The organism is Puia sp. P3 (assembly GCF_050632245.1).
Lineage (GTDB): Bacteria > Bacteroidota > Bacteroidia > Chitinophagales > Chitinophagaceae > Puia.
Window position 1 is genome coordinate 345,389 of sequence record NZ_CP192583.1, and the last position, 22,005, is coordinate 367,393.

At 56.1% G+C, this 22,005-nt stretch carries 34 protein-coding genes and 4 pseudogenes; 31 read left to right on the forward strand and 7 right to left on the reverse strand.

What is annotated here, in order from left to right:
• Position 1: 1 nt before the first annotated feature.
• Positions 2 to 1,144 carry a radical SAM protein gene (locus ACQ86N_RS01945; RefSeq protein WP_431213700.1) on the reverse strand — a complete coding sequence of 381 codons (1,143 nt, stop codon included), beginning with the start codon at positions 1,142 to 1,144 and terminating at the stop codon, positions 2 to 4.
• Between the two features lie 44 nt (positions 1,145 to 1,188).
• Positions 1,189 to 1,491 (reverse strand): hypothetical protein, encoded by a 303-nt coding sequence (locus ACQ86N_RS01950; RefSeq protein WP_431213701.1) that lies wholly within the window; start codon positions 1,489 to 1,491, stop codon positions 1,189 to 1,191.
• Positions 1,492 to 1,508: 17 nt separating this feature from the next.
• Here ACQ86N_RS01950 and ACQ86N_RS01955 point away from each other — a divergent pair, with 17 nt between their 5' ends.
• The 7 genes and pseudogenes from ACQ86N_RS01955 (at position 1,509) to ACQ86N_RS01985 (ending at position 4,299) form a co-directional block, all read left to right on the forward strand.
• Complete coding sequence (locus ACQ86N_RS01955) at positions 1,509 to 1,661, forward strand: hypothetical protein (protein WP_431213702.1); 153 nt, start codon at positions 1,509 to 1,511, stop codon at positions 1,659 to 1,661.
• A gap of 10 nt (positions 1,662 to 1,671) precedes the next feature.
• Positions 1,672 to 1,794: a hypothetical protein gene (locus ACQ86N_RS01960; RefSeq protein WP_431213703.1), complete on the forward strand. Its 123-nt coding sequence runs from the start codon at positions 1,672 to 1,674 to the stop codon at positions 1,792 to 1,794.
• Between the two features lie 49 nt (positions 1,795 to 1,843).
• Positions 1,844 to 3,040, forward strand: a pseudogene (locus ACQ86N_RS01965) (acetyl-CoA C-acyltransferase).
• Between the two features lie 55 nt (positions 3,041 to 3,095).
• Complete coding sequence (locus ACQ86N_RS01970) at positions 3,096 to 3,680, forward strand: hypothetical protein (RefSeq protein WP_431213704.1); 585 nt, start codon at positions 3,096 to 3,098, stop codon at positions 3,678 to 3,680.
• Positions 3,673 to 3,783, forward strand: a pseudogene (locus ACQ86N_RS01975) (ATPase); the annotation flags it as partial. The gene ACQ86N_RS01970 and the pseudogene ACQ86N_RS01975, both read left to right, overlap by 8 nt.
• A gap of 47 nt (positions 3,784 to 3,830) precedes the next feature.
• Positions 3,831 to 4,127, forward strand: a complete 297-nt coding sequence (locus ACQ86N_RS01980) for an SRPBCC domain-containing protein (protein ID WP_431213705.1) — start codon at positions 3,831 to 3,833, stop codon at positions 4,125 to 4,127.
• Positions 4,128 to 4,140: 13 nt separating this feature from the next.
• A complete protein-coding gene (locus ACQ86N_RS01985) occupies positions 4,141 to 4,299 on the forward strand; it encodes a hypothetical protein (protein ID WP_431213706.1) in 159 nt (52 codons plus the stop codon).
• 43 nt (positions 4,300 to 4,342) lie between these two features.
• Here the strand turns inward: ACQ86N_RS01985 and ACQ86N_RS01990 are convergent, their stop codons facing one another.
• From ACQ86N_RS01990 to ACQ86N_RS02005, 4 genes are read right to left on the reverse strand one after another with little or no spacing between them, the layout of a single operon-like run.
• Entirely contained in the window at positions 4,343 to 4,897 is a 555-nt protein-coding gene (locus tag ACQ86N_RS01990) for a His/Gly/Thr/Pro-type tRNA ligase C-terminal domain-containing protein (protein WP_431213707.1), read from the reverse strand.
• Positions 4,837 to 5,703, reverse strand: a complete 867-nt coding sequence (locus ACQ86N_RS01995; protein WP_431213708.1) for an ATP phosphoribosyltransferase regulatory subunit — start codon at positions 5,701 to 5,703, stop codon at positions 4,837 to 4,839. The genes ACQ86N_RS01990 and ACQ86N_RS01995 overlap by 61 nt, the downstream gene beginning before the upstream one ends.
• A gap of 12 nt (positions 5,704 to 5,715) precedes the next feature.
• Positions 5,716 to 5,859 (reverse strand): hypothetical protein, encoded by a 144-nt coding sequence (locus ACQ86N_RS02000; protein ID WP_431213709.1) that lies wholly within the window; start codon positions 5,857 to 5,859, stop codon positions 5,716 to 5,718.
• The gene (locus ACQ86N_RS02005; RefSeq protein WP_431213710.1) at positions 5,834 to 6,169 is read right to left on the reverse strand and encodes a hypothetical protein; all 336 of its coding nucleotides are present in this window, start codon (positions 6,167 to 6,169) and stop codon (positions 5,834 to 5,836) included. Before ACQ86N_RS02005 ends, ACQ86N_RS02000 begins: the two co-directional genes overlap by 26 nt.
• A 391-nt stretch (positions 6,170 to 6,560) precedes the next feature.
• On the opposite strand from ACQ86N_RS02005, the gene ACQ86N_RS02010 reads away from it, so the two are divergent.
• The 8 genes from ACQ86N_RS02010 (at position 6,561) to ACQ86N_RS02045 (ending at position 11,557) form a co-directional block, all read left to right on the forward strand.
• On the forward strand, positions 6,561 to 6,794 hold the full coding sequence (locus ACQ86N_RS02010) for a hypothetical protein (RefSeq protein ID WP_431213711.1): 234 nt from the start codon (positions 6,561 to 6,563) through the stop codon (positions 6,792 to 6,794).
• 33 nt (positions 6,795 to 6,827) lie between these two features.
• Positions 6,828 to 7,355: a substrate-binding domain-containing protein gene (locus ACQ86N_RS02015; protein ID WP_431213712.1), complete on the forward strand. Its 528-nt coding sequence runs from the start codon at positions 6,828 to 6,830 to the stop codon at positions 7,353 to 7,355.
• A gap of 17 nt (positions 7,356 to 7,372) precedes the next feature.
• Entirely contained in the window at positions 7,373 to 7,735 is a 363-nt protein-coding gene (locus ACQ86N_RS02020; protein ID WP_431213713.1) for a hypothetical protein, read from the forward strand.
• A 271-nt stretch (positions 7,736 to 8,006) separates the two neighbouring features.
• A complete protein-coding gene (locus ACQ86N_RS02025) occupies positions 8,007 to 9,536 on the forward strand; it encodes a tetratricopeptide repeat protein (RefSeq protein WP_431213714.1) in 1,530 nt (509 codons plus the stop codon).
• 110 nt (positions 9,537 to 9,646) lie between these two features.
• The gene (locus ACQ86N_RS02030; RefSeq protein WP_431213715.1) at positions 9,647 to 10,057 is read left to right on the forward strand and encodes an NADH-quinone oxidoreductase subunit A; all 411 of its coding nucleotides are present in this window, start codon (positions 9,647 to 9,649) and stop codon (positions 10,055 to 10,057) included.
• Positions 10,058 to 10,367: 310 nt separating this feature from the next.
• Positions 10,368 to 10,499 carry a hypothetical protein gene (locus tag ACQ86N_RS02035; RefSeq protein ID WP_431213716.1) on the forward strand — a complete coding sequence of 44 codons (132 nt, stop codon included), beginning with the start codon at positions 10,368 to 10,370 and terminating at the stop codon, positions 10,497 to 10,499.
• Positions 10,493 to 10,804, forward strand: coding sequence for an NADH-quinone oxidoreductase subunit NuoB (gene nuoB, locus ACQ86N_RS02040; RefSeq protein ID WP_431213717.1), 312 nt, complete (start codon positions 10,493 to 10,495; stop codon positions 10,802 to 10,804). Before ACQ86N_RS02035 ends, nuoB begins: the two co-directional genes overlap by 7 nt.
• 168 nt (positions 10,805 to 10,972) lie before the next feature.
• Positions 10,973 to 11,557, forward strand: a complete 585-nt coding sequence (locus tag ACQ86N_RS02045; protein ID WP_431213718.1) for an NADH-quinone oxidoreductase subunit C — start codon at positions 10,973 to 10,975, stop codon at positions 11,555 to 11,557.
• Here ACQ86N_RS02045 and ACQ86N_RS02050 read toward each other — a convergent pair.
• On the reverse strand, positions 11,554 to 11,766 hold the full coding sequence (locus tag ACQ86N_RS02050) for a hypothetical protein (protein WP_431213719.1): 213 nt from the start codon (positions 11,764 to 11,766) through the stop codon (positions 11,554 to 11,556). The genes ACQ86N_RS02045 and ACQ86N_RS02050 overlap by 4 nt on opposite strands.
• A gap of 153 nt (positions 11,767 to 11,919) precedes the next feature.
• Between ACQ86N_RS02050 and ACQ86N_RS02055 the strand changes: the two are divergent.
• From ACQ86N_RS02055 to ACQ86N_RS02130, 16 genes and pseudogenes are all read left to right on the forward strand, one after another.
• Positions 11,920 to 12,719: pseudogene (locus ACQ86N_RS02055) on the forward strand (hypothetical protein).
• Positions 12,720 to 12,842: 123 nt separating this feature from the next.
• Entirely contained in the window at positions 12,843 to 13,571 is a 729-nt protein-coding gene (locus ACQ86N_RS02060) for an NAD(P)H-dependent oxidoreductase subunit E (protein WP_431213720.1), read from the forward strand.
• Between the two features lie 27 nt (positions 13,572 to 13,598).
• A complete protein-coding gene (locus tag ACQ86N_RS02065) occupies positions 13,599 to 13,841 on the forward strand; it encodes a hypothetical protein (protein ID WP_431213721.1) in 243 nt (80 codons plus the stop codon).
• Positions 13,801 to 13,971 (forward strand): annotated as a pseudogene (locus ACQ86N_RS02070) (NADH-quinone oxidoreductase subunit F); the annotation flags it as partial. The gene ACQ86N_RS02065 and the pseudogene ACQ86N_RS02070, both read left to right, overlap by 41 nt.
• A 52-nt stretch (positions 13,972 to 14,023) precedes the next feature.
• Positions 14,024 to 14,956, forward strand: coding sequence for a complex I 51 kDa subunit family protein (locus tag ACQ86N_RS02075; protein ID WP_431213722.1), 933 nt, complete (start codon positions 14,024 to 14,026; stop codon positions 14,954 to 14,956).
• Positions 14,957 to 14,969: 13 nt separating this feature from the next.
• Complete coding sequence (locus ACQ86N_RS02080; RefSeq protein WP_431213723.1) at positions 14,970 to 15,368, forward strand: 2Fe-2S iron-sulfur cluster-binding protein; 399 nt, start codon at positions 14,970 to 14,972, stop codon at positions 15,366 to 15,368.
• 82 nt (positions 15,369 to 15,450) lie between these two features.
• The gene (locus ACQ86N_RS02085) at positions 15,451 to 15,810 is read left to right on the forward strand and encodes a hypothetical protein (RefSeq protein ID WP_431213724.1); all 360 of its coding nucleotides are present in this window, start codon (positions 15,451 to 15,453) and stop codon (positions 15,808 to 15,810) included.
• Positions 15,722 to 16,072, forward strand: a complete 351-nt coding sequence (locus ACQ86N_RS02090; protein WP_431213725.1) for a hypothetical protein — start codon at positions 15,722 to 15,724, stop codon at positions 16,070 to 16,072. Before ACQ86N_RS02085 ends, ACQ86N_RS02090 begins: the two co-directional genes overlap by 89 nt.
• A gap of 9 nt (positions 16,073 to 16,081) precedes the next feature.
• A complete protein-coding gene (gene nuoH / locus ACQ86N_RS02095; RefSeq protein ID WP_431213726.1) occupies positions 16,082 to 17,149 on the forward strand; it encodes an NADH-quinone oxidoreductase subunit NuoH in 1,068 nt (355 codons plus the stop codon).
• 65 nt (positions 17,150 to 17,214) lie between these two features.
• On the forward strand, positions 17,215 to 17,751 hold the full coding sequence (nuoI, locus tag ACQ86N_RS02100) for an NADH-quinone oxidoreductase subunit NuoI (protein ID WP_431213727.1): 537 nt from the start codon (positions 17,215 to 17,217) through the stop codon (positions 17,749 to 17,751).
• A 44-nt stretch (positions 17,752 to 17,795) separates the two neighbouring features.
• Entirely contained in the window at positions 17,796 to 18,311 is a 516-nt protein-coding gene (locus ACQ86N_RS02105) for an NADH-quinone oxidoreductase subunit J family protein (protein ID WP_431213728.1), read from the forward strand.
• 1 nt (position 18,312) lies between these two features.
• Positions 18,313 to 18,642 carry an NADH-quinone oxidoreductase subunit NuoK gene (gene nuoK, locus ACQ86N_RS02110; protein ID WP_431213729.1) on the forward strand — a complete coding sequence of 110 codons (330 nt, stop codon included), beginning with the start codon at positions 18,313 to 18,315 and terminating at the stop codon, positions 18,640 to 18,642.
• Positions 18,643 to 18,833: 191 nt separating this feature from the next.
• Entirely contained in the window at positions 18,834 to 20,093 is a 1,260-nt protein-coding gene (gene nuoL / locus ACQ86N_RS02115; protein WP_431213730.1) for an NADH-quinone oxidoreductase subunit L, read from the forward strand.
• A gap of 84 nt (positions 20,094 to 20,177) precedes the next feature.
• Positions 20,178 to 20,531 carry a hypothetical protein gene (locus ACQ86N_RS02120; protein ID WP_431213731.1) on the forward strand — a complete coding sequence of 118 codons (354 nt, stop codon included), beginning with the start codon at positions 20,178 to 20,180 and terminating at the stop codon, positions 20,529 to 20,531.
• Between the two features lies 1 nt (position 20,532).
• Positions 20,533 to 21,255, forward strand: coding sequence for a complex I subunit 4 family protein (locus tag ACQ86N_RS02125; RefSeq protein ID WP_431213732.1), 723 nt, complete (start codon positions 20,533 to 20,535; stop codon positions 21,253 to 21,255).
• Positions 21,246 to 22,001, forward strand: coding sequence for a complex I subunit 4 family protein (locus tag ACQ86N_RS02130; protein ID WP_431213733.1), 756 nt, complete (start codon positions 21,246 to 21,248; stop codon positions 21,999 to 22,001). Before ACQ86N_RS02125 ends, ACQ86N_RS02130 begins: the two co-directional genes overlap by 10 nt.
• Positions 22,002 to 22,005 lie beyond the last annotated feature (4 nt).

A 22,005-nucleotide genomic window follows, 5' to 3' on the forward strand; every position in this document is an offset into this window, starting at 1 on the left:
CTCAAAAGACTACTTCGAACCTCCTGCTTTTCTCGATCGCCAGCTCGGGCCAGTTGAAAATTTCAACCCCGGGGTCCGCCAGGATCTCTCTGTAGGTGTCGTTGTACAATTGCATCACATACCCCAGCTTTTCTTCCATGAATTGCCCGATCATTGCCTCCAGCGGTTCCCGGGAGTGGATATTCCCGATGCGGAAGAAGGACGAACAGCCGTGTGCGATAGGGAGAATATCGCCGTGCTCGTTTATGATCAGTTCCTTGAACAGCGTGGAGAAGCCTTTGACGCTGCGCGCGGGCATGCTGTTCTGGTGGAAAAAGAAATTGGGGTTGTCAATCACGTTGTCGCGGTGCAGCAGGTCCAGCTGGATGTAGAGTTCGGGCTCTGCAAAAGTGCGCAGATAATAATGGGCTACATAAATTCTATAAAGGTCCACGGGGTTCCAGCTTAATCCCCCGAAATACTCGGTCGCGCGGCCCGACAGTTCCAGCGGGTGGAGGTGGAGGAGGCTGGCCTTGTGCTGGATCGCGAAGTCGGTCAGCCAGGAGAGGATCTGCCAGCTGTCGGGCAGCAGGGTGTGTATGAAACCGAATTTGTCTACGGCGTCCCGGACGACGGCGACGCCTTCGAGCATGCGCGCGAAAGCGCCGGGCATATTGCGCATATGGTCATGCGCTTCGGGTTTACCATCGATGCTGATGGCGACCAGGTCCAGCTGGCGAAGGACGCGCGCCGCGCGCTGCGAGCGCAGGAGCATACCGTTTGTAGTGACGGAATTGAAATAGCCCAGCGTACGGGAGGCCGTTACCAGCTCTTCCAGTTCGCCGTAAATAAAGGGTTCGCCGCCGGAGAGGCTGACGACGTTATAGCCGAGGCCGGCCGCCTGTTCGAGGGTGTTGATGATGGCGCGGGCGGTCAGGCCGTCCTTCTTCTCCGGAGCGGAGGAGGAGTAGCAGTGCTTGCAGAACAGATTGCAGCGAAGCGTCGGATGGATCTGAATGATCCGCGAAACCCTGCATTGCTGCAGGGTTTCTTTCGGACAAGCCGGAGAGGGCGATACCGTCCTGTCAAAGCGGCTATCGTCATCCGGAGACACCGGCAGGGACACTTGCGCCGGTGAGTGAATTGAAGAGCTGATGGTATCCATGTGCTTAGGCTGTTCTTGGTTTGCTTAGGCGATTCTTTCGACCGTTAGCTGTACCTGAAAAAATCTGGTTTCGGGATACCCTTGCGCAGTATCTCGATCGCCTTGAAATTCTCGTTTCCGAGCAGGGTCTGGATGGCGGCCGTCTCCGCCGTGGGCAGCTGTGCCTGAATAACGATCCGCTCAAAAGCCGGGATGCCGTAGATCCACCAGTCCACGATCTGGAGGCCGTTGTTGTACGAGGCGGCGATGGTTTTGGAAATGCCGGCCAGGTGCGCTTTGTCGAGATTGGCGGAAGACAAGTGGGCAACCAGCTCCTTTTCCACTTCCGCATAGCTTCTTTTTTCCATGTTGGGGGTTTTAATAAATGAGTGTCCCTGCTGTCGTGAAGGACGATGACGCTGGTGGGGCCGCCCCGCGCGGGCCGCACTTGCCGCGGGAGACGAGGGACGGAGGAGTGGTAGACAACGGTATAAAGGTACTGCGGTGGAATGCGGTTGACAATACCCTATTGTGGTAAATTTGTTGCTATGAAACCATCCATCAGGGTGGACGCTGATACGGCCCGCCGCGACAGTTTCGACTTCTTACAGATCGTAGTGACCAACGCCGCGGGGCGGTCTACCACGGTCGTGGAGGAGGAGCTGGCCTGACCAGGTGAGTTGATGAATTTCCTGTAACTTGCCGCCGCAAACAACAACTATGAATGCTATCTATGTTATAGACTCGGTGCGGACGCCTATTGGAAAATATGGCGGCGCGCTGAGCACCATTCGCCCCGACGACCTGCTTGCTCATGTGATAAGAACATTGCTTCAGCGTAACCCCGGCGTGGACCCCGCGGCGATCGAAGACGTCATCGCGGGCGACGCCAACCAGGCGGGAGAAGACAATCGCAACGTGGCCCGTATGGCTGCGCTGCTGGCGGGACTGCCGGTGACTGTACCCGGCAATACGGTCAACCGCCTCTGCGCCTCGGGCCTTCAGGCGATCATGGACGCGGGTCGCGCTATCGCCTGCGGCGACGGTGACGTATATATCGCCTGTGGCGTCGAGAGTATGACCCGCGCGCCGTTCGTGATGGCCAAGTCGACCAGCGCTTTTAATCGCACCGCCGAAATCTTCGATTCGACCATCGGCTGGCGCTTTGTCAATAAGAAGATGGCCGATCTCTATCACCCCTATTCGATGGGCGAGACGGCCGAGAACGTCGCGCGCCAGTGGAAGGTCTCGCGCGAGGCGCAGGATCAGTTCGGTCTCGCTGTCGCAGGATAAATATTTTTCCGCCCTCGAGGCTGGTAAGTGGGCGGCCGAGATCGCGCCGGTCGAAATACTCGGCGGCAAACAGGAGAAGATCTATTTTGATAAGGACGAGCCCCCCGCAATACGTCGATGGAAAAGTTAGCGGCGCTTCGTCCCGCCTTTATAAAAGATGGCAGCGTGACGGCGGGCAACTCCGCGGGCATCAACGACGGTGCGGCAGCGATGCTGCTGGCGAGCGAGGCGGCCGTGAAAAAATATGGTCTGCGGCCGATGGCCCGGGTCGTGAGTATGGGCGTCGCGGGTGTCGATCCTTCGATAATGGGTGTTGGCCCGATTCCGGCGTCGCGCAAGGCGCTGCAGCGGGCCGGACTGCAGGCGGGCGATCTCGACCTGGTCGAACTGAACGAGGCGTTTGCCGTTCAGGCGCTGGTATGCATGCAGGAGCTGGGCCTGGATCCCGCGCTGGTCAACGTCAACGGCGGCTCGATCGCCATCGGTCATCCCCTGGGCTGCAGCGGCGTGCGGATCTCCACGACCCTTGTACACGAAATGCAGCGGCGGTCGGTGCGCTATGCGCTGGCCACGATGTGCGTGGGGGTAGGGCAGGGCGCCGCGGTGGTCTATGAGAAGTTGTAAGGGGGCGCATAGTTCTCACACGTGAGGATTCGCCAAATTTCTTTATTTTGGGTGCATGGAATTTCGCACCAAGCTGGTTATATCCCGCCGCAACAAGAGGGCCTATGTTGCCTATGGCGGTCTGTTCATCGCGGCCTCGTCCCTGCTGCTGGTCTTCATCCCTAATATGAACGACTATATCCCCTATGTCTTTGGCGCGGGCATCGCGGTAGTGATCATTGGCGCCTTTATCGCCAGGGGCGACGTTCGCAACTACGGTTTCTCCCCCGACGACCTGGTCGTCAGTACGGAGGGCATCACCATCGGCAAGCTGCACTATCCGCTGCGGATGGTCAGCAATCTGGACTTCAACGTGGAGGCCTACAACGGCATGTACGTCAATGACGGGGCGATGGTGTCGGGCAGCAATTCCGACGGAATGACCAACGAGTTGAGTTTTGAGTCCGGCGGCCAGCGTGTAAAATGCGGGTTCTATCTGGAGAGCAAACAGCACGTACAGGTGCTGGGTATGTTATTTGATGAGCTCTACCAGCGTCATATCCCTTTCGTCGAGCACAACCGGAATACCCGCACCTATATGCTGAAGGTGCTGAATGAAAGGGAACTGGAAGAATTCAAAAGACGATATGGCTATGCGTAATACGACAGAGAATTCGCGGATCATCCGGGCCACACCGGAAAAGATCTATCAGGCTTTCGCAGAAGCCCAGGCGCTCGAGACCTGGCTCGCGCCGGGGGACATGACCGGTAAGGTCCATGCCCTTGACTTCCGGCCGGGTGGGGGTATGAGATGTCATTGTACTATGCCGATGCGGCGCGCCGGGGCAAGACGGCGGCGAACGAGGACAGATTTGCTGCGAAGTTCCTTGAACTCGTGCCGAACCAAAAGATCGTCGAGGCTGTCCGGTTCAAATCCTCCGACTCTTCCTTTTCCGACGAGATGATCATGGAAGTACGCCTCGAACCCGTCGCCGGCGGTACAAAAATCACCTTTCTGTTCCGCAACATCCCCTCCTCCATCCGCCCCGAAGACAACGAAAAGGGGACCGAGCAGACGATGGACAAATTGGCGAAGTACGTGGAATAGTCATTGTACTTTGATGTTCTTTGATTTTGGTCCCATCTTCGAAGACTGGGAGGCGGACTTTGGGCGGACATATGTCATCGGCAGCGACCCGACGAAGCACAAGCTGAATCACGGACTATACGTCCACCCCGAAAATCACTCGCGTGAACCACGCGTGAACCATCCTCTGTGAACCACCGACCACGGTCCGCTACCCGCCTCCCAGGCCCCACTACTCACCCCAGCGGCGCCGCCAGCAACTCTTCCCAACCTAACTCGGACTGCTGACCGGTCGACAGGTCCTTCAGCTTACAGGTCCGACCCGCCAACTCCTCCCCACCAACGATCACCACATACTTTATCCCCTTCTTCTCGGCGTACTTGAACTGCTTGTCGAATTTCGCCTGCTCGTGGTAGAGCTCGGCCGCCACGCCCCGGGACCGCAACTGCTGCATCAATCCAAAAGAGGCGCGCGACTCCGCATCCCCCAGATGGAAGAACAGCACCCGCGTACCGGTATGGACGTCCGCCGGAAAAAGGCCCAGCTCCTCCATAACGTCATAGATACGGTCGACGCCAAAGGACACGCCCACGCCGGGGATTCCGGGGACGCCGAAGGTGCCGGTAAGATCGTCATAGCGGCCGCCGCCACCGATGCTGCCCATCTGGACGGCAATGGCCTTGACCTCGAAGATGGTACCGGTATAATAATTAAGGCCGCGGGCCAGGGTCAGGTCGACAACAAGGTCAGGACTACCAGGCCATCCAAGAATCGTCTCCAGCTCCTCCACCCCTTTAGTCCGGTCGCACTACCCGCAAAAAGCGCCTTCAGGGCACCCAGCTTTTCCTCATTGGCCCCATCGATCAGCAAAAACTTCTCAATCGCGGCGACCTGGTCCAACCCCAATCCCCTCTCTGCCAGCTCGGCCTTCACCTTCTCCAACCCGATCTTATCCAGCTTGTCTATCGCCACCGTAATATCCACCATCTTGTCGGCGCCGCCACAGACCTCGGCCAGGGCGGCGAGGATCTTCCTGTTGTTGACCCGGATCTCGACGGGCACCCCCAGTCGGAAAAACGCTTCCCGGTAGATCGACGCGAGCTCCACCTCGTTGACCAGCGAGTAGCTGCCCACGACGTCGGCGTCGCACTGGTAGAACTCGCGGTAGCGTCCTTTCTGCGGGCGGTCGGCGCGCCAGACGGGCTGCACCTGATAGCGCTTGAAAGGAAAGACCAGCTGCCCATGGTTCATGGCCACGTAGCGGGCGAAGGGAATGGTCAGGTCATATCTCAAAGCCCTTTCGGTCAGCCCGGCGTCATTCTTCCCCTGTAATACCCTGTCAAATGCCGCGACAGCCTTATCCTTATTCTTTGGATCCGCGAGCCCATTGTTCAGGATCTTAAAAATGAGTTTGTCGCCCTCCTCCCCATATTTCCCCATCAGGGTCTCCAGCTGCTCCATAGCCGGCGTCTCCAGCGGCTGAAAACCATACAGTTCGAAGACCTGGCGGATCGTATTGAGGATATACTGTCTCTTGCGGACGACGGCAGGGCCGAAGTCCCGGGTGCCCTGGGGCAGCGATGGCTTATTGCTCATAAATAGTTTGAATTAGGAGGGTAGGGGGTTACTGTATCTGGCGATGATCTCGTCGGTCGCAGCGTCGATCATACGATATACTTCATGATAGCCGGATTCGTCGCCATAGTAAGGATCGGGAACGTCGGTGTCAAGCCCGGGATGGAGCTCGTTCATCAGCAGCTCGATTTTGGACGGATCGAACTGGCGCCCCGAGATTCTTCCGAATTTCGTCGACGACATCGCCAGCCATGGCATAAATCTTGTCATACTGTTGAAAATCAGTCGCCACAAATCTTCGTGCGCGTTGTCCGCTGATGTCCACTCCGTTCGCCCTGGCCAGCTTTCTGGGACAGGCGATGGGGGCTTCACCGACATGATAGCCGTTGGTTCCGGCGCTGTCGACCAGCCAGCGGAGTCCCGCGGCGTTCACCTTTTGCTGCAGAATGCCCTCCGCAAGGGGCTGCGGCAGATATTGCCCAGACAAACCATCAAAACCTTCATAGGCCGCAAAGGTACGGACGGGGCAGGAATTTGTGGAATAAGGGAGGGACAGAGTCTATAAATAAAAGAGAGGAACCCGCGGGAAAACGTGAACCGTCGATACAGGTTCTGGCCGGGCCGGAACCCGCGGAAGGCGGGCGAACGCGTCGGGATCAGGCCGGGACCCGGCCTCCGCCCCGCAGGCTCCCAACACATTAATTGTAATTTAATAAGTGATCAACCCGATACAGGGTGATTTAATTACGGTTAATTTGTTAATTTGGCCACCCTATTGACCCACGGGGTCAATGGCCGAAGGCCCATCATTAGACGTACGGCGGGGATGGGTTACATTTTCGGTTAAACCAGACCCGCCATACAAAAAGAATGGAACAATGGAAAACGAGGCTCCGGACAGGCGCAAAAAGGCATATTCTATTCGACGCGCCATCCTCGATTATGGCATGGGAATTATTATATTTGGGATCGGGGTTTTCCTTTTGATCGCGCCAAGGCTACACGTAGCACTCAATATCGACGACCTCAATCGCTATATGTTCGCAGGACTCTGTCTCCTGTATGGAGGATTCCGGGCATACCGCGGCGCGAAAAAGAATTACTATAAATAACCGGCGGAAAAAATCACCGGAAGGAGAAAATCTATGAATGGTAAAGGCATACTGATCGGATCTGTTTTGTTAGGCCTGCTGGCCGGTTGCAGCAGCCAGGGAAAAAAGCCCCAGGAGACCCCCACCAACGGGACAATTAATATCAGCGTCGACGAATCGTTCAGACCCGTCATCGACTCCCAGATAAAAGTATTCGAATCCTCCTTTCCCGACGTCCACATCGTCCCCCACTACAAGCCGGAAGCCGAGTGTTTTCGCGACCTGAGTACCGACAGCACCCGGATGGTCATCGTCACCCGCTCGCTCAGCAGGGAGGAGGAGAAATTCTATGTAGACTCTTTTCATCTTACCCCTACCGAAGGCCCGCTGGCCTACGACGCCATTGCCGTACTCGTCCACCCCGGGGTAAAAGACTCCGTATTCGATATGATTGAGATCAAGGACATGCTCAGCGGGAAGGACACGCAGCACCAGCCCGTGATGGATGGTCTTTCTGCTACCAGCACCGTCCGCTACGCCATCGACTCCGTCCTGCGCGGCCAGCCCTCGGCAAGAACGTAAAAGCAGCCGAATCCAGCATGGCGGTGGTTGATTATGTGGCAGATAATCCCCGCGCCGTGGGGTTTATCGGCGTTAGCTGGGTGGGTGACCGCAGTGATCCCGGAGACACGACCTTTTCCGGAAAAGTCAACGTAGCCGCCGTGGAATGTACCAGCTGCCTCGGAAAGACCTATGTCCGGCCCTTCCAGGCCAATATCGCGTGGAAACGGTACCCGATGGTGCGGAGTTTGTATTATATATTGAAGGAGAATTACAGCGGGGTGGGTAATAATTTCGCCAATTTCCTGCAATATGAGCGCGGACAACTTATATTCCGGAAGGCCTATCTCTGGCCGGCCAGGATGATGCTCGATCAACGGCAGGTGGAGATGAGCAAATAGAATTTTTCACAATATGTTAAACCAGATTTCAATAAATTTACACACTTCTTAAACAACGATCAAGTAATGAAGAACAAGATGCGATTCAGCTTACTGGTGGCAGGCGTTGCAAGTCTCTGCAACGTGGCATTTGCGCAATCGGTGGATCAGGGGAAGAAATTCCTGTATTATCAGCGGTACAAAAGCGCAAACGACGTATTCGACAAAATTCTGGCTTCTAATCCCAATAATATAGATGCGGTATATTGGAAAGGGGCAGACCTTGTTGGCCATGAAAGATTCCGTTGCGGCAGGCGACCTGTACAGCAAGGCCTTACAGTCTAACGGCAATGCTCCGATGCTGCTGGCCGGCATGGGTGGAGTTGAACTTCGCAACCACAAGACCGCCGACGCCAAACAGCGCTTCGAGACCGCGATCTCGCTGTCCAAGGGTAAAGACGTCAACGTGCTGAACGCCGTCGCCGACGCCAATATCGACGCCCACGACGGAGACGCCGCCTATGCTATTGAAAAACTGAACCTGGCAACCCAGACCAAGAACTTCAACAATGCAGACACCTATCTGCTGCTGGGGGACGCCTACCGCAAACAGATCGACGGTGGCAACGCCGTCCAGAACTATAACAAGGCCCTCACCCTCGACGGCAAGCTGGCCGAGGCCAAGTACAAGATCGGCAAGATCTACGAAACGCAGAATAACAAGGAGTTCTTCCTGCAGGCCTTCGACGACGCCGTCAAGCTGGACCCCATGTACGCTCCCGCCTATTATGAGCTGTTCTACTACTGGTATTTCCGCGACGTCAACAAGGCCGCAGGCTATCTGGACAGCTATATCGCCAATTCCGACCCCGGTCCCGAAGTCGAATACCTGAAAACAGACTTCCTCTATGCCTCCGGCAAGTTCCAGGACGCTAAGACGAAGGCCCAGGGAATGATCACCTCGCTCGGCGACAAGGTCAGCCCCCGTATGTACAAGATGATCGCCTATGCCTGCGATACCCTGGCCGACCAGGCCTGCGCTACGCAGAATATCGACACCTATTTCACCAAGCAGGACCCGGCTGCCATCGTCCCTGCCGACTACGAGGAAAGGGCGCATATCCGCAGCAAGGCAGCAGATACGGCTACCATGCTGACCGCCTTCGACGACTACAAAAAGGCGATCGACCTTGACACCCTGGCCGACAACAAGGCTAAATACGCGGCCGAAGCCGGTGCATTCGCCAAGAAGCTGAACAACAAGCCCGCTATGGCTCAGGCCGCGGCGATCGTTTACGCTACCAAGAAGACCCCGACCAATACCGACCTCTATGCATGGGGTATGGCCAACTATCAGGCCGGCAACTTCAAGACGTCAGATAGCATCTTCTGCGGCATCTATGAAACAAAATACCCCGCAGAGATCTATGGTTATCTCTGGTGCGCCAGGTCCAAACAGGCCCAGGACGACACACTCAACAGTCAGGGGCTTGCAGTAGAAGCGTATCAAAAACTGGCAGAAGTAGCCCGGGGCATGGATTCCACGGCAAAAGCAGCCGGCAGCGCCGATTCCACCAAGTATAAAGCCCAGGTCGTCACCTCCTATTTCTATCTGGCCAGTTACTACAACGACGTAAAGAAAGAAAAACAGGCGGCTATCGACTGGATGAAAAAAGTACTGGAAGTCGATCCTACCAATCAGACTGCAGACAATATCATCAAGCAACTGTCCAAGCCACCGGCCAGGCGCAGCCTGCCAGACCGGCCAGCGGCGGTGCTAAACCGAAATCCGGCGGAGCGAAGAAGTAGTGTAATTTGCTAATATAACCAGAGTTACAGCGGCCCGGGCTAAAACCGGGCCGCTGCTTTATTTTAAGAAATTGTTGGAATATCCAACTGCTGGCTTAAATTTGCCCGTGTAATTCCTTTAAAATGGACATCAGTTTATTACAGGCCAATATTCTTCCGACCGACGCAACGAATAATTCCACTAGTTATTTCCCCATCGGTGTCCAGTTGCTTTTCGCCCTTGGCTTTGTCGGATTGGTCCTCGGCGTTACACACCTGCTCGGCCCCAAACGTAAAACAGCCGAAAAATTACAAAACTTCGAGAGCGGTATCGAAGGCGTTGGCAATGCCCGCCATCCGATGGCCATAAAATATTTTCTGGTTGCTATCTTATTCGTGTTGTTCGACGTGGAGGTCATCTTCTTCTACCCCTATGCGGTAAATTTCCGCGGTCTGGGATGGGCGGGGTTCTCCGAGGTATTGTTGTTCGTCGCCCTGTTCCTGGCCGGCTTCATCTATATCATCAAGAAGGGAGCCCTGAACTGGGAAGATTGACAATATTCGAGTGGTTTCGGTGTTTAAGATTGCATTAAAATATAGAAAGAGTAAACCCCTGCCCGGTGCTATATGTTATTTTTACATAATGCGCCAGCGCGGCGCCGACGGCGCGGATGGCACAATGTTCTCTTTCATAAATTTAAAATATTCAAGATATGGCACGTCCGGTAAGGTTCAATGTTCACCCGATAAAGGCAGATCCAAAGGATAATATCACCTATGCCAATATGCCCGAGGGTTACTCCGGTGAAGGCTTCTTCACCACCACCCTCAGCAGCGTGGTAGGTCTCGCCCGTAAGAATTCCATGTGGCCCATGCCTTTGCCACTTCCTGCTGCGGTATCGAGTTCATGGCTACCATGGCCTCCCACTACGACTTTGCCCGTTTTGGCGCGGAAAGGCTGGGATTCTCCCCCGCCAGTGCGACCTCCTCATGGTAATGGGTACGATCGCCAAAAAGATGGGTCCCATTGTCAAACAGGTATACCTCCAGATGGCCGAACCCCGCTGGGTAATGGCCGTCGGCGCCTGCGCGTCCAGCGGAGGCATTTTCGATACCTACTCGGTTCTGCAGGGTATCGATCAGGTAGTGCCGGTGGACGTTTATGTGCCTGGCTGTCCCCCGCGGCCCGAAGCTATCCTCGACGGATTCATAAAGATCCAGGACCTGGTAGGACAGGAAAGCATACGCCGCCGAAATGGCGACCAGTACAAAGGACTTTTGCAGAGTTACGGCATTCAATAACTTAAAATCGTCGCTCCACCCACGGTGGGGCGATAGTTCATATATGGCATTAACCAACGAAACGATTAAAGACCGGCTGGTCGCTAAATTCGAGAGCAGCTGACGAACTTCGAAGAGCCCTACGGGCTGCTGACCTTCGAGGCTCCGAAGGAATCCAATCTGAAAGCAATGCAGTTCCTGTTCGACGACGAAGAACTGCGATTCCAGTTTCTGACCGATCTGACGGCCGTACACTATCCGAATAAGCCGGGCCGTGAGCTGGCGGTCGTCTATCACCTGCACAACCTGACGGACAATATCCGCCTGCGGTTCAAGGTCTTCACGGCCAGCGCCCAGCCGGATATCTTTACGGCGACGCAGCTGTATTCCTCGGCCAACTGGATGGAGCGCGAGACCTATGACTTCTTCGGGATCAATTTCGTCGGCCACCCCAATCTCAAGCGCATCCTCAACGTCGACGAGATGGACTATTTCCTCTCCGTAAGGAATACCCGCTGGAGGACCAGACCCGTATCGACAAGGACGACGCCATGTTCGGACGTGGACCTTTACCCGCGGCGGCCCAGCAGGGTCCGTCGGAGAGTCCCATGTCGCCGAAACAACCGGAGCTCCCTGCCAGCGGAGCGCCCGTCCAATAACACACCGTATCTGACCGCGCGAGCGGACGGAAACATAAATAGATTTACACATGAGTGTCGAGCACCACGTAAAGCTTCCGGAAGGCAGCATCGAAAAGACAACCACCACGCTTAACCTGGGTCCCACCCACCCGGCGACACACGGCGTGTTCCAGAACATCCTCTGAGCTGGACGGTGAACGTATTGTCTCCGCCGAACAGACCGTCGGATACATCCACCGCGCATTCGAGAAGCTGGCCGAACGTCGTCCGCTCTACCAGATAACGACGCTGACGGACCGGCTCAACTACTGTTCGTCCCCCATCAACAATATGGGCTGGCACCTTACCTGCGAGAAACTCCTCGGGGTCAAAACGCCCAAACGCGTGGACTACCTCCGCGTCATCATCATGGAGCTGTCGCGTATCTCCGACCACCTTATCTGTAACTCGGTCGTGGGTGTCGACTCCGGAGCCTTCACCGGCTTCCTCTACGTGATGCAGTACCGCGAGCTGATCTATGAAATATACGAGGAGGTCTGCGGATCGCGGCTGACGACCAATATGGGTCGTATCGGCGGTTTCGAGCGGAATTTCAGCAACGCCGTCTGGGAGAAGCTGGATAAATTCCTCGACGAATACCCGAAAGTGCTGAAGGAGTTCGAGAACCTGTTCACCCGCAACCGCATCTTTATGGAGCGGACCATCGGCGCGGGTCCTATCAGCGGCGAACGCGCGCTCAACTACGGCTTTACGGGCCCCAATCTCCGGGCCGCGGGTGTCGACTATGACGTTCGCGTGCATACGCCGTATTCCAGCTACGAAGATTTTCAGTTCGAGATCCCGGTGGGAAGCACCGGAGACTGCTACGACAGATTCCTCGTCCGCAACGGCGAGATGTGGCAGTCGCTCAGCATCATCGAGCAGGCCTACCGGAAAATAAAGGACATGAAGGGCGCAGAATCCGAGATCTACCACGCCGACGCACCGTCCTACTACCTGCCTCCCAAGGCCGACGTATACACGAAGATGGAAGCGCTGATCTGGCATTTCAAGATCGTCATGGGCGAGACGGAAATTCCCCCGGCGAAGTGTATCAGTCCGTCGAAGGCGGCAACGGCGAAGTAGGGTACTACCTGATCAGCGACGGCGGGCGAACCCCTACCGGCTGCACTTCCGCAGACCCTGTTTTATTTACTACCAGTGCCTATTCCGAACTGACGAAGGGTTCGATGCTGAGCGACGCGATCATCGTGATGTCGTCGCTGAACCTTATCGCCGGCGAGATGGATGCCTAGGAGCCGACTGGAAGGAGGCTCGCGGAACGAGTGGAGCAGACATAGGCCCCGGTATAGCCCTCGCTTGCGGGGGCGTAGCGGAGAGAGTAAGTGAAGCGGTTGACAACTAAAGAATTTAAGATTATGATCAAGTTTTCAGACGAGAAGTTAAAAAAGGTAGACGAAATCATCGCCCGCTATCCGGAAGGGAAGGGCAAAAGCGCCATTATACCCATCCTGCATCTCGCGCAGGAAGAGTTTGGCGGATGGCTTAGCCCCGAGACGATGGACTATGTGGCGACGATCCTGAAGATCGAGCCCATCGAGGTCTATGAGGTGGCGACCTTTTATTCCATGTACAACCTCAAGCCGGTCGGCCGATATATGTTCGAGGTCTGCCAGACGGGTCCCTGCATGCTCCGCGGAAGCGACAATATCATCGACTATATCAAAAAGAAGCTGGGGATCAACGTTGGCGAGACCACGCCAGACGGGCTCTTCACGCTGAAGACGGTCGAAGTGCCTCGGCGCCTGCGGCTATGCCCCGATGATGCAGCTGGGCAAGCATTTCCGCGAGCACCTGACGCCGGAAAAAGTGGATCAGATCATCGAAGAATGCAGAAAGACCGCCGCAGCCAACAATTAATGGAGACGAAGGATAAAAATATCAGACGTAATCCAAGAACATCGGCGCTGCTTTTCGCTATCGCCGGCATGTTCACCGCCCTGATCGGTCTGTTTGTACACCAGCAGCCGGCCAGGATGATGCTGCTGATCATGGCGGCGGGTTATGTCGTCTCAGCAGGGGTCCAGATGGTCCTCCTGAAAAGAAAAGAAAGCATATTTAAAGATAAAACGTCCAACCCGGGCTAACCGACGGGGCGGATAAAAGAACCTAGCATGGGCAAATTACTATTGTTAGAAAGGGCGAAAGTGGAAGGCATCCGCGGCTACGACGTATACCGCCGCGAGGGCGGCTACGCCAGCGTGGAGAAGGCGCTGAAGAACATGACCCCCGACCAGGTGACGGATGAGGTGAAGAAGAGCGGTCTGCGCGGCCGCGGCGGCGCCGGCTTCCCCACCGGTATGAAGCTGGAGCTTTCTGGCCAAGCCGGAAGGAGTACCGCGCCACCTCGTTTGTAATGCCGACGAGTCCGAGCCCGGCACCTTCAAGGACCGCTACCTGATGGAATTCCTTCCCCACCTGCTGATCGAGGGACTGATCGTCTCCTCCTACGCACTGGGCAGCAAGGCAACCTATATCTATATCCGCGGCGAATACGCCCGGATCCCCGATATCCTCGAACAGGCCATCGAAGAGGCCAGTGGCCAACGGCTGGCTCGGGAAGAATATCCTCGGGACGGGCTTCGACTGCGAGATCTACGTTCACCGCGGCGCCGGTGCCTACATCTGCGGCGAAGAGACCGCGCTGATCGAGTCGCTGGAAGGCAAACGCGGCAACCCCCGTATCAAACCGCCTTTCCCCGCGGTGAAAGGTGTTTGGGATCGGCCCACCGTGGTCAACAACGTCGAGACGCTGGCTGCTGTCGTACCCATCATCAATATGGGCGGTGAAGAATATGCCAAGATCGGTGTCGGCAAGTCCACCGGGACGAAGATCCTCTCCGCCTGCGGCAATATCAACAAACCCGGCGTGTACGAGATCGACATGACCATCTCTGTAGAGGAGTTCATATACTCGGATGAATATTGTGGTGGGATACCGAATGGGAAAAGGCTCAAGGCCTGTATTCCCGGTGGTAGTTCCGTACCGATATTACCCGCGAATCTGTTGTTGAAAACGGCGAAGGGCGAGACGCGTATGATGAACTACGAGAGCCTCTCCGACGGCGGCTTTGCCAAGGGCTCGATGATGGGCTCCGGTGGTTTTATCGTGCTGGACGAGGACCAGTGCGTCGTGAAGAACACCTATACGCTGGCCCGATTCTACCGCCACGAGAGCTGTGGACAGTGTTCGCCCTGCCGCGAAGGCACCGGCTGGATGGAAAAGATCCTGAAGAAGATCGATATGGGACAGGGTAAGAAGAGCGATATCGACCTGCTCTGGGATATCCAGCGCAAGATCGAAGGCAATACCATCTGCCCGCTGGGTGACGCGGCGGCCTGGCCGGTTGCGGCGGCTATCCGGCATTTCCGGGATGAATTTGAATGGCATGTCGACAATCCGCAGGAGTGTCTGGTTCGTAACTACGGCCTCGCGCACTATGCCGATCCCCTTGAAGTAGCTACAGTTTAAAAATAAAAAGAACATGGCTGACGAAAAGAAATTATTCAAAGTAACGATAGACAACATCACGATTGAGGTAGAGCCTGGCACCAGCATCCTGCTTGCGGCCCGGCAGATCGGCGGCGATGTGGCGCCTCCCGCGATGTGTTATTATTCGAAGCTGAAGGGCAGCGGCGGTAAATGCCGCACCTGTCTGGTCGAGGTCGCGGCGGGCTCAACCGCCGACCCGAGGCCGATGCCCAAGCTGGTGGCCAGCTGCCGCACCAATGTCATGGACGGGATGGTGGTCAAGAATATCACCAGCGAAAAGGTCATCGACGCGCGCAACGGCGTCGTGGAAATGCTGCTGATCAACCACCCGCTGGACTGCCCCATCTGCGACCAGTGCCGGGGAGTGCTCGCTGCAGGACCTCAGCTATGAGAACGGTAAGTCGACTACCCGGTATGAATTCCCGAAGCGCGTCTTCGAGAAACACGACCTTGGTCACTATATCCAGCTGCACATGACCCGCTGTATCCTTTGCTACCGCTGCGTTTTCACGGCGGACCAGCTGACGGAGAAGCGCGTGCACGGGATCCTCGACCGCGGCGACCACGCCGAGATCGCGACCTATATCCAGAAGTCCCTCGACAACGACTTCATCGGCAATATCATCGACGTATGCCCTGTGGGCGCGCTGACGGATAAGACGTTCCGGTTCAAGAACCGCGTGTGGTTCCTCAAGCCGGTCGACGCACACCGCAACTGCAACCACGCCAACTGCAGGTGGCAAGGTGACCCTCTGGTACCGCGGCGACGAGGTCTTCCGCGTCACGGCCCGCAAGGACGAGTGGGGCGAGGTAAAGGACTGGATCTGCAATGAGTGCCGGTTCGAAAAGAAAGAGACGAAAGACTGGGAGATAGAGGGACCGACCCTGATCAACCGCCACAGCGTTATCGGCCAGGGACACTATGTCGGTGTACAGCGTCCGCAGGAAGTCCTGTATGATGTACTGGATGGCCGCAAGCCGCAGCTGCTGATGGATATACATACCATTAGCGAGGTGAACCGACCGGAGATTGACTTATCCAAAATCCAGGGGCCGTCGCATTCGACGGATTTTGAACCACATGAATCCCGTTAATTGATGAATATGACTTTACTAGCCATGGACTGGGCTTTACTGATCGAAAAAGCGGTGCTGATCCTTATCATCATCAGCGTCTCGCTATTGATCGCCATGTACGAGACTTATGCCGAGAGAAAGGTTGCCGCATTCATGCAGGACCGCCGGGGACCCAACCGGGCCGGACCCTTCGGGTTGTTCCAGCCGCTGGCCGACGGGCTCAAGCTGTTCATGAAAGAGGAGATAATACCAACATCTTCCAACCGGTTTTTGTTCGTTCTGGGTCCTGGTCTCGCCATGCTGACGGCCATGATGACCAGTGCGGTCGTACCCTGGAGCAGCCATTTCCACTTTTTTGGACGGGACATCTCCCTCCAGATCGCCGATATTAATATTGGGATCCTCTATATCTTCGGCGTCGTCAGCATGGGCGTCTACGGGATCATGATCGGCGGCTGGGCCTCGAACAACAAGTTCTCCCTGCTGGCCGCCATCCGCGGCGCGTCGCAGATCATCTCCTACGAGCTGGCCATGGGTCTTTCGATCATCGCGCTGCTGATGATCACGGGCAGCCTGAGCCTGGGCACCATCGTGACCCAGCAACAGGAGGGACACTATTACTTCCTCTACCAGCCGCTAGGCTTCCTGATCTTTCTGATCTGTGCCTTCGCGGAATGCAATCGTACACCGTTTGACCTGTCCGAGGCCGAGAACGAGCTGAACTTCGGCTACCACCAGGAGTACTCCTCGATGAAGCTGGGCTTCTATCTCTTTGCCGAGTATATTAATATGTTCATCAGCAGCGCCGTGATGGCGACGCTGTACTTCGGAGGATACGATATTCCTTTCGTCAACGACGGCCAGCTGGCCGCCCATATCGGCCAAAATCCGGTTGCGACCCTCCAGGCCCTGAGCCTCTTCCTGAAGATCGTGATCTTTATCTTCTTCTTTATGTGGGTGCGCTGGACGATCCCCCGATTCCGGTACGACCAGCTGATGCACCTGGGGTGGAAGGTCCTGATCCCGCTGGCTTTGGCCAATATGCTGGCCACTGGATTTATCGTACTGTTGAAAGCGAACCACTGGCATTTTTAAATATATTTGCGGCCTCCGCCGCGCGGAAAGCGCGGCCTGGACGCGGGTTATAAAACAAAGAATTTATGCAATCATTAACGAGCAGAGCGAAGCCGGTCGACCGTAAGCCGATGACGTTGTGGGACAAGATGTATCTGCCGGCAATTGCCAAAGGGATGTCCATTACGTTCGGACATATGTTCAAAAAGAAGCCGACGGTCAACTATCCCGAGAAGACCCGGCCCTTCAGCGCCGTATTCCGCGGTCTGCATGTCCTCAACCGCGACGAACAGGGCCGTGAGCGCTGTACCGCCTGCGGCCTCTGCGCCGTAGCCTGTCCCGCCGAGGCGATCACCATGGAGGCCGCCGAGCGCATGCCCGGCGAGGAGAACCTCTACCGCGAAGAGAAGTACGCCGCCAAATACGAGATCAACATGCTCCGCTGTATCTTCTGCGGTCTCTGCGAGGAGGCCTGCCCGAAGGACGCGATCTATCTGTCGGAGACTTTCGCGCCTTCCAATTATACGCGGAAAGGGTTTATCTATGGAAAGGAAGAATTGTTGATCCCGAACCCGGTGACGAATCCTGAGGAGTACGCGAAGGCGAAGGGACAGCATGTGTAAGGGGGCGAAGCGAAGGACACACTAAAATTATTTATACAACTGCAATGGGTATTACGCAAGTTCTGTTCTGGTTTTTAAGTATACTGGCCCTCCTTAGCGCGATCCTGGTCGTGATCAGCAAGAATCCTGTGCACAGCGTATTGTGGCTGATCATGGTGTTTGTGGCCATCTCGGGTCACTATATCCTGCTGGACGCGCAGTTCCTGGCGATCGTGAACCTCATCGTCTACGCCGGGGCCATTATGGTATTGTTCCTGTTCGTGTTCATGCTGATGAACCTGAACGCGGAGACCGAGCCCCAGAAGAACAGGTGGCTCAAGATCGCCGGCGTCGTTGCCGGCGGCGCGCTGCTCCTCGTACTGGTGGCCGCGCTGAAGAAGGCGGACCTGAAGATGCAGGTGGCGGAAATGAACCGTGGCGACATCGGCCTCATTCACAATCTGGGTATGACCCTTTTCAAAGACTATGTCGTGCCGTTCCGAGATCAGCAGTATCTTATTCCTCAGCGCGATGGTTGGGGTGGTGGTGATCGGGAAAAAAGACTAAGACTAATAGAATAACATGCCAATAAATTACTACATCTTTCTTGCTGTGGCGCTGTTTTGTATCGGAGTGGCCGGAGTGTTGACGCGCCGGAATGCGATCATTATTTTCATGTGTATCGAGCTGATGCTGAACGCAGTGAACCTGCTGCTCGTGGCTTTCTCGAAGATGCACTACCACGCCCTGTCGGCCACGGCGCCGCACGCGGGCATTGACGGTCAACTATTCGTATTCTTCATCATGGTGGTGGCCGCGGCGGAAGTGAGTGTGGGGCTGGCCGTTATCGTGATGATGTATAGAAACACGCATTCGATCGACGTTAATTTCCTCAACAGGTTGAAACATTAGTATGAGCGTACAATCCATTTGGTTAGTTCCTGTTCTGCCGCTGATCGGCTTTCTGATCAACGGTCTGTTCCGAAATAGTCTTTCAAAGTCCCTGACGGGTATCATCGGCAGCGGTACTATCCTCCTTTCCTTTGTCGTGAGCCTGCTCATCTTCGGACAGGTGCGGCAGCCGGGCTTCCACGGCGAAGCTGGTGACCCTGTTCGACTTTATCACCGTTGGCAAGCTCAGCATACCCTTTGCCTTCCAGGTCGACCAGCTCTCGACCCTCTTCCTCCTCATCATCACGGGGGTAGGCTTCCTGATCCATCTCTACTCTACATCTTATATGCACGAGGAAGAAGCCCCACACTTCGCGCGGTACTTCTCCTACCTCAACCTCTTCGTATTCTCGATGCTGCTGCTGGTGCTCGGCGCCAACTTCATCATCCTCTTCATCGGCTGGGAAGGCGTGGGACTCTGCTCCTATCTGCTGATCGGCTATTGGTTCAAGAACCTCGAGTACGGCAACGCCGCGAAGAAGGCCTTTGTCATGAACCGTATCGGCGACCTTGGATTTCTGATCGCGATCTTCCTGATGATCCGGCAGTTCGGCTCGGTCAATTTCAGCGACGTATTCGCCAACCCCGGGACCGTCAAAGTCGGCACGCTGACGGCGATCACCATGCTGCTCTTCGTGGGTGCTACCGGTAAATCGGCGCAGATCCCTTTATATACCTGGCTGCCGGACGCCATGGCGGGTCCTACGCCCGTGTCCGCGCTGATCCATGCCGCTACGATGGTGACGGCGGGTATCTATATGATCGCGCGCAGCCATGTCCTCTATGACCTGACCCCGGTAACGCAGAGCGTGGTAGCGGTCATCGGTCTGCTGACGGCCCTGCTGGCGGCGACGATCGCGCTGAAACAGAACGATATAAAGAAAGTCCTGGCGTATTCCACCGTCAGCCAGCTCGGCTATATGTTCCTCGGTCTGGGCTGCGGCGCCTACACGGGCGCGGTATTCCACGTCATGACGCACGCCTTCTTCAAGGCCCTGCTCTTCCTTGGCGCCGGCTCGGTGATCCACGCGATGGGCGGCGAACAGGATATGCGCCGCATGGGCGCGCTGCGTAAATGGATGCCCATCACCAACGCCACCTTCCTGATCGGCTGTATCGCGATCGCGGGTATCCCTCCGTTCTCCGGATTTTTCTCCAAAGACGAAATACTGGCCGCGGCGTATGCGAAGAACCCCGTCTTCTATGGCGTGGGTCTGTTCACGGCGCTGCTGACCGCTTTCTATATGTTCCGCCTTTATGCTACGACCTTCGCGGGTCAGTTCCGTGGCACGCACGACCAGGAGCACCACCTGCACGAGAGCCCTTCTGCGATCACGATCCCGCTGATCGTGCTGGCGATACTCGCGGCAGGCGGCCGGCTTCCTCGGTATTCCCGAGTCCCTCGCGCCTGACGCGCACGTGCTGGGCAAATACCGGCACCGGTCATCGGCGGCGAGCCGAAGAGCGAGATTGCGCACGGCACCGAGATCGGCCTCATGGCGCTGGCGGCGGTGCTGGCGGCGGCGACGTCGTTGTTTGCGTGGTTCAGATTTAAAAGCAAACCCGATCTGGCCGAACCGACCGGCTTTGGCAAGGTGCTGGCCAATAAATGGTATGTCGACGAGCTGTACAACGCCATCATCGTAAAGCCGCTCGATCTGCTGGCGCAGCTGCTGGTGTTTATCGAGAAGAACATCATCGACGGCATCGTGAATGGCGTGGGTCGTCTGGTACAATACAGCAGCCGTCAGCTGAGACTGTTGCAGAGCGGCCAGGTGGGCGGGTATGTGTTGCTGATGGTCGTAGGCATTTTAGTTTTATTCCTTGTTGAACTTTTTGTAAAGAAATAATATGGTCCCAGTTTTATTGATACTGATCCCGCTGATCACCGGACTGGTCGGCTTCCTGATCAAAAATGAAGGCAATGCCCGCGTCTGGTCGCTGTTGTCCTCCATCGTGACGCTGCTCGTCGCCCTCTGGGGCCTTTCGCTGGCGAAGACCAGTCCGATGCTGGCGGCCAATGTGGAATGGTTGCCCGATCTGGGGAGCCGGTTTGCGGTCGGTCTGGACGGGTTGTCGAAGATCCTCGTGTTGCTGACGGTGGTGTGTTTCCCGCTGATCTTTATCGCGACCTGGAGGGATCAATACAAGAAGGCGTGGAATTTTTACGCGCTGATGCTGCTGTCGCAGTGCGGGCTGATCGGCGTTTTTGTCGCGACGGATGCGCTGCTCTTCTACTTCTTCTGGGAGCTGGCGCTGATTCCCGTCTACTTTCTGTGCTCGCAGTGGGGCGGGGAGCGGAGGATCCAGGCGACGTTCAAGTTTTTCATCTATACGTTTGTAGGCAGTCTGCTGATGCTGGTGGGTATCATCTGGCTGTACTGGCAGACACCCGACCATAGTTTCTCGATGGAGTCGTTCTACGCGCTGCGGACCAAGCTGAGTGGCGCCGATCAGACCTGGGTATTCTGGTTGTTGTTTGTGGCCTTTGCGATCAAGATGCCGATCTGGCCGCTGCACACTCGCAGCCCGAGACCTACGAGCAGTCGCCGACCGCCACTACGATGGTCCTGAGTGCGATCATGGTGAAGATGGGCGTCTTTGGCGTTATCCGCTGGCTGGTGCCGGTGGTTCCTGTCGGTTCATGGGCCTGGGGCGATACCGTCAGCGGCGCCTGTATCATCGGGATGGTCTATGCTTCGCTGGTGGCGATCAAGCAGGACGACCTGAAGAGACTGATCGCCTATTCGTCCATTGCCCACGTCGGTCTGATGTGTCTGGCCATCTTCGCGACGACGGAAAGCGGTCTGCAGGGCGTGATGATCCAGATGTTCAACCACGGTATCAATATACTCGGGATGTGGATTGTCGTTGATTTGATCGAACGGCAGTTCGGTACGCGCAAGATCTCCGAGCTGGGTGGTCTGGCGCAGAAGGCGCCTTCGCTGGCGATATTGCTGGTCATCGTTGCCCTGGCCAATGTGGCCCTGCCGCTGACCAATGCTTTTGTCGGTGAGTTCCTGCTGTTCAGTGGGGTATTCACGTCGACGGCGACGCAGTATTCGGTGGTGTTTACGGTGGTGGCGGCGCTGACGATCATCCTCGGCGCGATCTATACGCTGAACATGATCCAGCGGGTGTTTTACGGAAATACGAATTCGCTGACGGAAAAAGCGGTCGACATAAAAGTAAATGAGAAGCTGGTTCTGGCGGCGATCGTCGTGCTGATCGTGGTGATCGGGGTTTACCCCAAGCCGGTGCTGGCGATGACAAAGGAGACGACCGAGTTTCTCCTCAACAAGATGAACTATAAATTATAAGATC